Genomic DNA, 11407 nt, shown 5'->3' with positions numbered 1-11407 from the left:
AGCCGCTGCTGGTGGACGTCGCCGTCCCCCTGGTCGGCTACTTCCTGCTCAAGCACCTGGGCCTGAGCACCGTCGCCGCCCTGACCGTCTCCGGCATTCCGCCGCTGGCCTCGGCGCTGTGGTCCGCCGTCCGGCAGCGCCGCTTCAACGGGCTGGCCGCGCTGATGGTCGTCACCAACGTGGTCGGCATCTCGACCAGCCTGCTGACCGGCAACGCCCGGTTCATGTTCGCCAAGGACGGCGTCCTCAGCTCGGTGTTCGGCATCGCCGTGATCGTCTCGGCGTTCGCGGGCCGCAGCCCGCTGATGACGGCCGGGCTCAAGCCGATGACGGTCAAGGGCAAGGCCGGCCTGCTGGCAGCCTGGGACCGGCTCGCTGCCGGCACCGCCGGCGCGAGCCCCGCCTTCCGCGCCGCGGAGAGGGGCTTCTCCCTGGTGTGGGGCCTGGCGCTGCTCTTCGAGTGCGTGGCTCGCGTGGTGTGCGCATTCGTCCTGCCCGTCCATGTGATGGCCTGGCTGCACTCCTTCTTCATCATCGGCGCGATCGTCCTGGCCGTCCTGGCCGCCAACCCGTTCGCCGACCGCATCGAGAAGCTGGTGAAGGCCGAGTCCGCGATGGCCGTCGCCCCTGCCGAGCAGAGCGCCTGACCGAGGATCGACCGCCCGAGGTGGGGGCGATTGGGTAACGTTCCTCCCGAACTGTCGTCAGCGGTCGGGGCCGGTCGCAGCCCCAGGCGCCGTGGTGCCTCTTGGGGGGGGGTGAGTGTCGATGACGCCGCGTCAGGCCGTGGCCGAGGCGATGGCCATCGACGGCGCACAGGGGGCCGTCCTGGTGGACTACTACGCCCGGATGCCGCTGGCCAGTGCGGGCGCCGCCTCGGACGCCACCCCGAAGGTGATTGCGACGATGGACACCGACGTCCTGCGCGCGAAGCTGGACGCGATCCGTGCGTTCGGGTACGGCGCCGACGCGCTGGAGGACATCGTCGTCACCCTGACGGACCGGATCGACGTCATCCTGCCCGTCGCCAACCGCGACCGGCAGGGCGTGTTCCTGCACCTGACGCTGGACCGCAGGGCCGACCTCGCCATGAGCCGGGCGCGGCTGCGGAACATTGCCCGCTCCCTGATGATCTGACGTGCCGTCGGGCATGGGTGCCGTGTCCGACCTGCGGACTTGGAGCGTTCTTTGACGGATACTCAGTTGATCTAGAGCTCTGCCTAGCGCTGCTCTTACCGCAGCCGAGCAGAATGATCGCGGGTGCCGTGAGCGGCCCCTGCGCCACCGTTCCATCGCCCGGCAGGGTGGTGGGGGATCTGCCGGGCGCGCGCCGTCCCCGTTCGGCCCTACGCCGGACGGGGACGGGCGCATACTGCACGCCGCACCGTGCTCGACGCCAGACGTCAGCAGAAGGCCGTCGACCGCGAGATGGCCGCCTCCGAACTCGGACGGCCTCGGCTCCGCCTCGTTCTCGGTCTGGGACATCGCCCCCGGCATCACGGTGGCGGGCATCGGAGCGGGCATGGTGATCGCCGCCCTGTTCAGCTTCATCCTCGCCGCGGTCGACGACGACGAGATCGGTTCCGCCTCCGGCGTGTGCTGTCGGCCGCGCAGGCAGTCGGCGGATCCATCGGCGTCGCCGTCTTCGGATCCGTCTTCTTCGCCCAGGCCAAGACCGGTGCGTTCACCGGCGGCTTCCAACGCGCGCTGATCGTCCAGGCATGTCCGCTGGTGGCGTTCCTCGCGATCACCTTCCTGCTGCCCAAGCGGGGACGTCCCGAGGACGAGCAGCACGGCAGCGTCACCAAGGACCCTGTTGCGGTTCAGAAGTTGTAGGGCTTCTGGAGGTTCCAGTTGAGGACGTCGGCTTGGTTCCAGGTGAACTTGGTGCCGGTGGAGTCGACGGAGTAGTAGGGGCCGGCGGTGCCGTCGGTGTCGCGCAGGGCGACGGAGAAGGAGGTGCCGGACTGGTTGTTGGTGCCGTAGTCGAAGAGGTTGACGGCGCTGTAGGCCTTCTGTCCGGGCTGGAGGACGATGTGGACGTTGCCGCTGATGGCGTCCTTGGTGGAGTGGGGCAGGGGGGTGCCGGCGTCGTTGAGCTTGATGTCGGGGTAGGAGGTGATCCAGCAGGGGGTGTTGCCGGCGTTGGAGGCGGTGACCAGGAGGTGGTCGCCCTGCTGCCCGGCGAGCTGGTGGACGGAGGTGACGAGCATTCCGTCGCCCTGGCAGGCCTGGGTGGAGTCGCCGGTGCCGGTGGGGGTGGTGGCCTTGGTGGGTGCGGGGGTGGGGGTGCTCTTCGCGGTCCCGTTGCCGCCGCTGGTGCTCTTGTTGCCGTTGCTGGCCTGCTGCGCGCCGCCGGTTCCGTCGCCGCCGATGCCGTTGGAGGCGGGCTGGTCCTTGGGGGAGGTGGCGGAGATGTTGCCGCTGCCGGAGGCCTTGACGCCGCCGGTGCTGTCGGCGCCGCCGCAGGCGGTGAGGCCGAGGGCGAGGGCGGCGGTGACGGTGGTGAGGGCGGCGATGCGGATCCGGGAGGTGCGCATGGTGGGGTTCCCCTGTGGTGTGGGTGCGGGAGTTGTCTTCGGTCGTTCCCGCGGTGTGGGTACTACTGTTGCCGCCCGCGCTGACGCTGCGGAAACGCCTCACTCACGTCCCACCAACACCCCGCGCACACAAGGTCCTGCTGCCATCCGGCGACGTAACCCCTGCGGCACTCGCACCATGTCCAGTGCGTGCCCGATGAAGCCGGCGGCGCCGACCACGCCGCACGTGCCGGCGCCGAGGAGCGGGATCGCTCCTCGGCGCCGGTCGGGTTGGGGTTCGTCAGGCTGCGTTCTGGGCCTCGGTCTTGATGGTGGCGAGGCGGGTCGGGCGGCGGCCGTAGCGGCGGGAGAAGACCTCCAGGCCGACGAAGAGGATGACGTACTGGAGGGTGGTCCAGAGCATCACCGAGTCGATGGGGAGGGTGTAGGCAAGGGCGACGCGCACGCCGGCGTCCAGGAGCAGGCCGGTGCCCCACACGGCGGTGAGGGTCTGCATCAGGCGGCGGAAGGTCGGCGAGGCGGTCCAGTTGTGCTCCAGCTGGGCGCGGCGCTCGCCCTTGGTGACCGAGGCGAGGATCCGGTGGATCACCGGCTTGCTGCGGAGGGAGAGGAGGAAGACCAGGCCGACGATGCCGGTCATCCAGCCGTCCTTGGCGAACATGAACCGGGGGCTGCCGGTGACCGCGGACAGGCCCGCTCCCAGCGCCACCATGCTGATCACCAGGGCGCCGAGGAACCCGATCCGCCTCTCCCGCAGCACCGTCAGCGCGGCCTCGATCAGCGGCGGGACGGCGCTGGCGGCCACCGCCCACCACAGGCTGACCCCGGCGCCGCGCAGGCCGTAGAAGACGGCGAGCGGGGCGGCGACGTTCAATCCCAGGCTCTGCAGCATCAGTTTGTTCGACGCGCCCTTGGTGCGGTCGGCCGTCTGCTGGGCCTTGCTGCCGGTCGCGCCGAGTGTTGCCATGTCCACCGCGGTCATCTTCGGTCTCCCCTTTGGGTTCCCGGGCCGGTGCCCCGGTGGGCGTCGGTTCCTGGTGTCTTCGACGCTACGGACCGCTGGCGGTGGGGGGATTGGGTCCAGGTGCCGAGCGGGGGTGGGGCCAGACCCACCCCCGCGCGTCCTGCACCACGATGCGTCTCCCGCACTCCGCCGTCGAGGGGGCGGAGCACTCGGCCACCGGCCTGCCATTTAGCAAACTATTTGTTAAACTGGGGGCATGTCCGAAGCCCCCGACGCCGCTCGCGGCGTGTCCGTCTCCCTGCCGGAGAACCTCATCTCCACCGTCCGCGAGCGTGCGGGCGGCAAGCGGGAGTTCTCCCGCTATGTGCGCGAGGCGGTGGAGCACCGCGTCCACATGGAGGACCTGGACCAGCTGATCGCCGACCATGAGGCTCGGCACGGCAGGATCCCGGAGGAGGAGATCCGAGCGGCCGAGGCGGAGCTGTTCGGCGAGGCGCACGGCGACACCGCCGCCGCATGAACCACACCCTGCTGCTCGACAGCGAAGCGCTCTCCCGTCTGCTGCGCGACGAACGGGCCATGACGGCCCGGATCGCCGCCGCCCGCCGCGCGGACGCCGCCGTCTGCACTAGTGCGATGACCGTGGTGGAGGCCGCCGGCCCGCGCATCCACCCGTCGCGCGTTTCCTTCGTGCTGTCCCGGTTGCGGGTGGAGCCGGTGCTGCCGGAGGACGGCAGGTGGGCGCACACGGTGCTGACCCGCGCGGGCCTGCACGGTCACAAGTACGCCATCGCCGCGGTGTTGGCTGCGCTCGCGGTGCGACTGTCCCATGGGAACGTGACGCTGCTGACGTCCGACCCCGAGGACCTGACGGTGCTGCTCGGCGACGGGGTGGGCGCGCGGGTGCGCGTCGTCGGTCTCTGATCGTCTGACGCCAGCACGCAGGGTGGGACGGATCGGCCGGGTGTGGTGGCGACAATTCGGGCCTCTTGCGATCTCCGATAGAGACGTCAGCCCGGATGCGCGGCGGAGTTCCGGACGCGCATCGACGAATGGACCAGCGTTACCGCACCCGTGGTCTTGATGTGCCCACCACGGTGTGGCTGCCCGAGCCCGAGCCCGAGCCCGAGCCCGACACCGTCTCCGCTCCCGACCGCTCGCCGTTGCCCGGGTACGGCTTGAATACGCTCCCGCCCACGCCGCCACCGGACGGCCCGGGCCGATCTGGCACACCCTGATGCCCGACCTCAAGGCCGGGGTGTCCGTCCGCGCCTGCACCGTCCGGATCGGGGAGCAACTGCCCGGTGCGCCTGGACCGGCCGTGCTGTTGGCCGAACTGACGCCCGGGCTCGCGCCGTCGATCGGTGACGCCGTCCTGGTCGGGCTGCTGCGCCGGGCCCACCGGCTCCTGCGGTCGGGTGGAGTGCTGCTGCTGGCGACCCGTCAGCAGCACACCGACGGGGCGGCTGGTCGACGGTACCGGGACGCGGCCGGGAAGGTGTGGAACGGCTACGGGCTGGTGTTCACCACCCAACTCGGCACGCCGATCGACCCGGACAACCTGGGGCGCAGCTGGTACCCGCTGCGGAAGCGCGCCGGGCTGCTGTGCCCGTTCCACGATCTGCGGCACACCTGCGTCTCGCTGCTGCTGGATCTCGGGGTGTCGCCGCACACGGTGCGGACGATCGCCGGGCACAAGGCGGGGGGACGGCGACCGGCCGTGGACGCCGTAGCGGCAAAACGCCCCGGATGTCCATGACATCCGGGGCGTTTTCGCTGTTCAGCGCTGTGGCCAGGGCCGGGGTCGAACCGGCGACCTTCCGCTTTTCAGGCGGACGCTCGTACCAACTGAGCTACCTGGCCCGGGGGTCTGGGGGCGGAGCCCCCAGTCGGGCAACCCCTGAGGCGAAGCATCAGGGGGCCAGCGGTCCTGACGGGATTTGAACCCGCGGCCTCCACCTTGACAGGGTGGCGAGCACTCCTAGCTGCTCCACAGGACCTTGGTGCGGCGTGTTGTCGCTGGAAAAGCGTATCAGAGCGGAGGGGGTGCCTCGGACCGGTTAACGGCCGCGGGGGTCAGGGCTTGTAGACGGTGCCGGGGAGCGGCTTCGCCGGGGCGAGCAGCTGGCCGACGGTGACGACCGTGTAGCCGCGCCTGTGGAGGTCGTCGAGGATGCCGGGGACGGCCGGGACGGTGCCCTTGTAGAGGTCGTGCAGCAGGATGATGCCGTTCGGCTTCACCTGCTCCAGGACGCGCTTGCGGATCAGTGCGGAGTCGGTGGTGGCGTAGTCCTTGGCCGTCACGCTCCACAGCACCTGGGAGACGCCGAGCTTCTTGCAGAGGTCGATGACCTTCTGGTTGGTGCGGCCCTGCGGGGGGCGCATCAGGGTGGGGCGGGTGCCGGTGATGCGCTGCACCGCGATCTCGGTGCGCTCGATCTCGCGGCGCGCCTCCGCCTCGGGGATCTTGGTCAGGATCTTGTGGGACCAGGTGTGGTTGGCCAGTTCGTGCCCGCCGGCGGCCATCGCGCGCACCGTCTCGGGGTGCTTCATGACGTGGTTCTTGCCGAGCATGAAGAACGTCGCGTGGGTGTGCTTCGCGCGCAGCACCTGGAGCAGCTTCGGGGTGTTGGCGCTGGGGCCGGCGTCGAAGGTGAGGGCGACGCACTTGAGCCTGCGGCAGTCCGGCTGGCCGGCGGGGACGGCGGCGTCCGAGGAGGTGGCCTTGCGGGCGTCCGCGGGGGTGGTGGTGTCGTAGGTCGTGCAGCCCGTGGCAAGGACCGCGAGGGTCGCGGCGGCGGCCCCGGCTATGCCGGCGCGAATCGTTGCGGATCGCTTCATGATGGTGCGTCACCCCAGGTCATCGATGTATACACGCGGACTATACATGCGGTGTATACCTGAGGTGGATAGTGGGGCTGCTGGTTGGATGGGGGTATGGGGAAGAGCTATGAGCGGATCGAGGGCCGGCTGCGGGCGTTCATCGAGGAGCAGCCCGTCTTCTTCGTGGCCAGTGCGCCGCTGTCGGGGGACGGGCACGTCAACCTGTCACCCAAGGGCCGCGCCGGGACGCTGGCGGTGCTCGACGAGCGGACGCTGGCCTTCCTGGACTTCGGCGGCAGCCACGCCGAGACCCTCGCGCACCTCAGGGAGCCCGGGAACGGGCGGATCACCCTGATGTGGTGCGCCTTCACCGGACCGCCGAAGATCGTCCGGGTGCACGGCCGGGGCCGACCGGTCTTCCGGGACGACCCCGGCTTCGAGGAGCTGGTGGCACGCTTCGGCGACGCGGACGGGCCCGCGCTGCGCTGCGTGGTGGTCGTCGAGGCCGAGATGATCAGCGACACCTGCGGCTATGCGGTGCCGTTCATGGACTACCGCGAGGAACGCACCCTGCACGCCGAGCACTTCGGGCGGAAGACGGACGAGGAGTTCGCCGCCTACTGCGAGAAGAAGGAGTTCAACGGCAGCAGCATCGACGGCCTCCCGGCGCTGCCGCTGCCGCTCCCGCCGCGCGGCTGACGGAGGAGGCGGCCTAGCGGCGGGTCGTCCGCCAGGTGAGGGCGCGGAACGGGAGGTCGAAGGCGTCGTCCGGGCCGATGCCGTGTTCCGCGCAGAGCGCCTGGCGCGCGCGGTCCTGCAGCGCCCGGCGCTCCTCGGCGGGCAGCAGGATGACGCGGCTGTAGGTGCCGAGCAGCGCCGCCGCGTCGGTCGGGGTGGTGCGGCGGGTGGTGGTGAAGGCGGCGTGCTCCAGCGCGCCGAAGGGCGAGCCCGGGGTCTCCAGCGCCGCGCGCAGCAGCTCGCCGCGGCGGGCGAAGTGGCCCGGGCCGGCGGGCCGGCCGCCGGAGTCGCCGAGCCGGCTCGACCAGCGGCCCACCCAGTCGACGCCGCTGTCGATGCCGTTCCAGACGATGCCCAGCCGGCCGCCGGGCCGCAGCACGCGGGCGATCTCCGGGACGGCCCGGTCGGTGTCGAACCAGTGCCAGGCGGAGGCGACGATCACCGCGTCCACGGACGCGTCCGGCAGCGGGATCGCCTCCGCGGTGCCGGCGCGGACATCCGCGTCCGGGAGGCGTGCGGCGAGCACCGCGCGCATCCGGTCGTCCGGCTCGACCGCGTGCACCTCGGGGACGCGGGAGGGCAGCAGCGTGGTGAGGGTGCCGGCGCCGGCCGCCAGGTCGAGGACGGCCGACGGGTGCTCCGGGAGCATCCAGTCGATCGCCTCGTCCTGCGGCGCCGGGCGGAGCCGGCCGTAGTCCTCGGCGACGAGGCCGAAGGAGGCCGCGCGGTCCGGGGTGGCGGGGGAAGGGGTGGAGGAGGGGGTGGCCATGGCGGGTGCCTCCGTCGGGTGGGACGTCCGGACGGCAGTAGATCACGGCGGTCGGGCATAGGGTCGCAGCACCCGAGAAGACGGAGGTGCGGTCGTGGCGCAGGCGCCGAGGCTGGGAGTGGTGATCGTCACCATGGGGACGCGGCCGAAGGAACTGGCCGCGCTGCTGGCGTCGGTGGAGCGTCAGGACGCGCCCGCCGAGCGGGTGGTGGTGGTCGGCAACGGCGCCGATCCGGGCCCGCTGCCGGAGTGGGCGGAGGCGGTCCGCACCGAGACCAACCTGGGCTGCCCCGGCGGCCGCAATGTGGCGATGCGTCGGCTGCGCTCCCCCGCGACGCCGGACGACGCCGTCGATGTGATCGTCGAGTTGGACGACGACGGGCTGCTGCCGCACGCCGGCGTCTTCCGGCTGGTGCGGGAGCGCTTCGCCGCGGAGCCGACGCTCGGCGTGCTGGCCTTCCGGATCGCCGACGAGACCGGCCACACCCAGCGCCGCCACATCCCCCGGCTGCGGGCCACCGACCCGATGAAGGCCGGGCCGGTGACGCACTTCCTCGGCGGCGGGCACGCCTTCTCCGTCCCGATGCTGGAGCAGATCGGCGACTGGCCGGCCGAGTTCTTCTTCGGCCACGAGGAGTCGGACCTCTCCTGGCGGGCGCTCGACGCCGGTTGGACGATCCGCTACGAGCCGGACGCGGTGCTCCAGCACCCCCGCACCTCGCCGGCCCGGCACGCGGTCTACTACCGCAACACCGCGCGCAACCGGGTGTGGCTGGCGCGGCGGCGGCTGCCCGCCGTGCTGGTCCCCGTCCATCTGGGGGTGTGGGCGGGGCTGACGCTGGCCCGCACCCGTTCCGCGTCGGGGCTGCGCGCCTGGGCGGGCGGGTTCGCCGAGGGCGTGCGGACGCCGTGCGGCGAGCGGCGGCCGATGCGCTGGTCGACGGTGTGGCGGATGACACGGCTGGGACGGCCCCCGGTGGTCTGAGCGGTGACTTTGGGCCCGGGTGGGCCGGGGGCGGCCGGTCCTAGGGTGGTGGGGTTCTGCCTGTGAGGTCATGTCCGGGGCGTCTTGGCTGTGGTGTCTCGGCTGTGGCGTCCTGCACGTGACGTCCGACCTGTGATCGCGCTCCTTGGGAGGTGCCCCCGATGCCCCGCCACCCCGCGCCCGTCCGCCGTTCGATGTTCTCGATGAGCTCCTACGCCCATGTGGTGCCGCTGCTGACCGCCGCCGGGGTGGCGCTGGTGGCGCTCGTCACCGGCGGGCTGGGGGCGGTGCTCGCCCCGGTGGTGCTGGTGCCGCCGCTGGTCGCCCGGGCCGGCGAGCGGGACGAGGCGGACGGCGGCTTCGCCGACCGGCACGCCGGTGCGGCCTTCGCCTTCCAGGCGGAGCGGCTGGTGGTCGGGCTGGCGCTGGGCGTGCTGGTGCTGCGCGGCGTCGAGGGGGACTTCGGGGACGCCTTCCGGAGCTGGGGCGTGCCCGCGGCCGGCGCGGCGCTCGCCGCGGACGCGGTCTTCGGGGTGTGGGCGGTGCTGCGCCAGGCGCGGCGGGCGGCGTCCGGGCGGGAGGCGCGCTACCCCATGCTGGTGCTCAGCCGCCCCTTCTGACCCAGGGGTGAGCCGGTCACGGCGGGTTGACGGGGCGTCACACGACGGTGGGCGTGGCGCGGCGGGCGCGGGGGTGCCGATCCTAGGGTGAGGGGTTGTCCTGACCGCCTCCCAGGAAGGCCCCCGCACCCATGAGCGACGCCGGCTCCGCGCAGGTCGTCCGCAGCACCATCCCGGCGCGGATCGACCGGATGCCGTGGACGCGGTTCCACACCAGGATGGTGGCCGCGCTGGGCGCCGCCTGGATCCTGGACGGCCTGGAGATCACCGTCGCCAGCTCCGTCACCTCGGTGCTGACCGAGCAGGACACGCTGGCGCTGAGCTCCTCGGAGGCCGGGCTGATCGCCACGGTATACCTGGTGGGGCAGGTCGTCGGGGCGCTCTTCTTCGGCCGGCTCTCGGACCGGCTGGGGCGCCGGAAGCTCTTCATCATGACGTTCGGGATCTACCTGATCGGCAGTGGCCTGACGGCGCTGACGTTCGGTCAGGGAACGGGCTGGAACCTGTATCTGTACGCCACCCGGTTCGTGGCGGGCACGGGCATCGGCGGCGAGTACGCGGCGATCAACTCGGCGATCCAGGAGATGGTGCCGGCGAAGTACCGCGGCCGGACGGACCTGGGCGTCAACTCCACCTACTGGGCGGGCTCCATCCTGGGCACGCTGATCGAGCTGGTGCTGCTCTCGGAGCTGAACCACAACCTGGCGTGGCGGCTGGGCTTCCTGCTCGGCCCGGCGCTCGGGGTGGTGGTGCTCTTCGTGCGGCGGACGCTGCCGGAGTCGCCGCGCTGGCTGGCGATGCACGGGCGGGAGGCCGAGGCGGAGGCGTCCATCCGGGAGATGGAGGCGGACGTCGAGCGGACCGGGCACACGCTGGATCCGGTGCCCGACTCGGCGGCGATCGAGCTGAAGGAGGCGCCGCAGACCGGCTACCTCCGGGCGTTCCGGGTGATGCTGCGGGAGTACCCGACGCGGTGCGTGCTGGCCGCGTCGCTGATGATCACTCAGTCCTTCCTCTACAACGCGATCTTCTTCACCTACACGCTGGTGCTGACCCGGTACTACGGGGTGTCGGAGAACTCGGCGCCGCTGTACCTGATCGCGTTCGCGGTGGGGAACCTGCTCGGGCCGATCGTGCTCGGTCCGCTCTTCGACACGGTCGGGCGGCGGAAGATGATCTCCGGGTCGTACCTCTTCTCCGGGGTGGCGCTGGCGTTGACCGCGTACCTGTTCCAGCTGGACGTGCTGAGTGCGGCGACGCAGACGGTGGCGTGGTGCGTGATCTTCTTCGCGGCGTCGGCGGGCGCGTCGGCGGGGTATCTGACGGCCGGCGAGGTGTTCCCGCTGGAGATCCGCGGCAAGGCGATCGCGATCTTCTTCTCCATCGGGCAGCTGGTGGGCTCGTCCGGGCCGTACATCTTCGGGGCGCTGATCGGGGACGGTTCGCACCGCGAGCGGCTCTTCCTCGGGTATCTGCTCGGGGCGGGTGTGATGATCGTGGGCGGAGTGGTCGCGGCGCTGTTCGGCGTGGATGCCGAGGGGAAGTCGCTGGAGGATGTGGCCACGCCGCTGTCCGCGAGAGGTTGAGGGAGAGGGCGCGCGATGCCGTATGTGCTGCTGGCGGGGGCGATCGTCACCGAGGTGATAGGGACGAGCCTGCTGAAGAGCACGCAGGGGTTCACCCGGGTGTGGCCGACGGCGGGGTGCGTGGCGTGCTACCTGGTGGCGTTCGTGCTGCTGGCGCGGGCGATCTCGGCGGGGATGAAGGTGGGGGTCGGCTATGCGCTGTGGTCGGCGCTGGGGACGACGTTGATCGTGCTGATCGGGGTGCTTTTCCTGGGGGAGAAGCTGACGGTGGTGTCGGTGGCGGGGCTGGTGCTGGTGGTGGCGGGTGTGGTGCTGCTCAACCTCGGCGGGGCGCACTAGCCTGCGCGTGGTGGCCTGTTGCCGCCCCTCCGCCCCTCCGCCC

The 11407-nt window shown here is 71.7% G+C and carries 14 protein-coding genes, 2 tRNA genes and 1 pseudogene; 11 read left to right on the top strand and 6 right to left on the bottom strand.

Going from position 1 to position 11407, the window contains the following annotated elements:
* From BIV57_RS25260 to BIV57_RS16310, 3 genes and pseudogenes are all read left to right on the top strand, one after another.
* The coding region (locus BIV57_RS25260; protein WP_071657553.1) for a VC0807 family protein at positions 1-647 on the top strand (647 nt) is incomplete at its 5' end.
* 121 nt (positions 648-768) lie between these two features.
* The gene (locus BIV57_RS16315) at positions 769-1137 is read left to right on the top strand and encodes a hypothetical protein (RefSeq protein ID WP_071657552.1); all 369 of its coding nucleotides are present in this window, start codon (positions 769-771) and stop codon (positions 1135-1137) included.
* A 310-nt stretch (positions 1138-1447) separates the two neighbouring features.
* Positions 1448-1836 (top strand): annotated as a pseudogene (locus BIV57_RS16310) (MFS transporter); the annotation flags it as partial.
* Here the strand turns inward: BIV57_RS16310 and BIV57_RS16305 are convergent.
* Together BIV57_RS16305 and BIV57_RS16300 are read right to left on the bottom strand one after the other, a co-directional pair.
* A complete protein-coding gene (locus BIV57_RS16305; protein ID WP_071657551.1) occupies positions 1824-2540 on the bottom strand; it encodes a DUF4232 domain-containing protein in 717 nt (238 codons plus the stop codon). The pseudogene BIV57_RS16310 and the gene BIV57_RS16305 overlap by 13 nt on opposite strands.
* 280 nt (positions 2541-2820) lie before the next feature.
* On the bottom strand, positions 2821-3522 hold the full coding sequence (locus BIV57_RS16300; protein WP_071657550.1) for a VC0807 family protein: 702 nt from the start codon (positions 3520-3522) through the stop codon (positions 2821-2823).
* 238 nt (positions 3523-3760) lie between these two features.
* Between BIV57_RS16300 and BIV57_RS16295 the strand changes: the two genes are divergently transcribed.
* The 3 genes from BIV57_RS16295 to BIV57_RS26125 all read left to right on the top strand — a co-directional run bounded on the left by BIV57_RS16295 (position 3761) and on the right by BIV57_RS26125 (position 5263).
* Positions 3761-4024 (top strand): hypothetical protein, encoded by a 264-nt coding sequence (locus tag BIV57_RS16295; protein WP_071657549.1) that lies wholly within the window; start codon positions 3761-3763, stop codon positions 4022-4024.
* A complete protein-coding gene (locus BIV57_RS16290; protein WP_071657548.1) occupies positions 4021-4428 on the top strand; it encodes a hypothetical protein in 408 nt (135 codons plus the stop codon). Before BIV57_RS16295 ends, BIV57_RS16290 begins: the two co-directional genes overlap by 4 nt.
* Positions 4429-4741: 313 nt before the next feature.
* A complete protein-coding gene (locus tag BIV57_RS26125) occupies positions 4742-5263 on the top strand; it encodes a site-specific integrase (protein WP_071657547.1) in 522 nt (173 codons plus the stop codon).
* Between the two features lie 30 nt (positions 5264-5293).
* On the opposite strand, the gene BIV57_RS16280 is transcribed toward BIV57_RS26125, so the two are convergent.
* The 3 genes from BIV57_RS16280 to BIV57_RS16270 all read right to left on the bottom strand — a co-directional run bounded on the left by BIV57_RS16280 (position 5294) and on the right by BIV57_RS16270 (position 6345).
* A tRNA-Phe gene (locus tag BIV57_RS16280) sits at positions 5294-5367 on the bottom strand.
* 62 nt (positions 5368-5429) lie between these two features.
* Positions 5430-5504: transfer RNA gene (locus BIV57_RS16275), tRNA-Asp, on the bottom strand.
* 76 nt (positions 5505-5580) lie between these two features.
* Positions 5581-6345, bottom strand: coding sequence for a polysaccharide deacetylase family protein (locus BIV57_RS16270; RefSeq protein ID WP_071657546.1), 765 nt, complete (start codon positions 6343-6345; stop codon positions 5581-5583).
* A gap of 96 nt (positions 6346-6441) precedes the next feature.
* Between BIV57_RS16270 and BIV57_RS16265 the strand changes: the two genes are divergently transcribed.
* Positions 6442-7026: a pyridoxamine 5'-phosphate oxidase family protein gene (locus BIV57_RS16265; RefSeq protein ID WP_071657545.1), complete on the top strand. Its 585-nt coding sequence runs from the start codon at positions 6442-6444 to the stop codon at positions 7024-7026.
* Between the two features lie 13 nt (positions 7027-7039).
* Here the strand turns inward: BIV57_RS16265 and BIV57_RS26120 are convergent, their stop codons facing one another.
* Positions 7040-7834 carry a class I SAM-dependent methyltransferase gene (locus BIV57_RS26120; protein ID WP_071657544.1) on the bottom strand — a complete coding sequence of 265 codons (795 nt, stop codon included), beginning with the start codon at positions 7832-7834 and terminating at the stop codon, positions 7040-7042.
* A 133-nt stretch (positions 7835-7967) separates the two neighbouring features.
* On the opposite strand from BIV57_RS26120, the gene BIV57_RS16255 reads away from it, so the two are divergent.
* From BIV57_RS16255 to BIV57_RS16240, 4 genes are all read left to right on the top strand, one after another.
* The gene (locus BIV57_RS16255; protein ID WP_079170381.1) at positions 7968-8819 is read left to right on the top strand and encodes a glycosyltransferase family 2 protein; all 852 of its coding nucleotides are present in this window, start codon (positions 7968-7970) and stop codon (positions 8817-8819) included.
* 161 nt (positions 8820-8980) lie between these two features.
* Positions 8981-9439 (top strand): magnetosome magnetite crystal formation protein family, encoded by a 459-nt coding sequence (locus tag BIV57_RS16250; RefSeq protein ID WP_071657542.1) that lies wholly within the window; start codon positions 8981-8983, stop codon positions 9437-9439.
* Between the two features lie 131 nt (positions 9440-9570).
* On the top strand, positions 9571-11025 hold the full coding sequence (locus tag BIV57_RS16245; protein ID WP_071657541.1) for an MFS transporter: 1455 nt from the start codon (positions 9571-9573) through the stop codon (positions 11023-11025).
* 15 nt (positions 11026-11040) lie between these two features.
* Positions 11041-11364 (top strand): SMR family transporter, encoded by a 324-nt coding sequence (locus BIV57_RS16240; RefSeq protein ID WP_071657540.1) that lies wholly within the window; start codon positions 11041-11043, stop codon positions 11362-11364.
* Positions 11365-11407: the final 43 nt, after the last annotated feature.

The organism is Mangrovactinospora gilvigrisea, from assembly GCF_001879105.1.
In the GTDB taxonomy this organism is placed as follows: Bacteria; Actinomycetota; Actinomycetes; order Streptomycetales; family Streptomycetaceae; genus Mangrovactinospora; species Mangrovactinospora gilvigrisea.
This window is presented reverse-complemented; position numbering and strand designations above follow the sequence as displayed.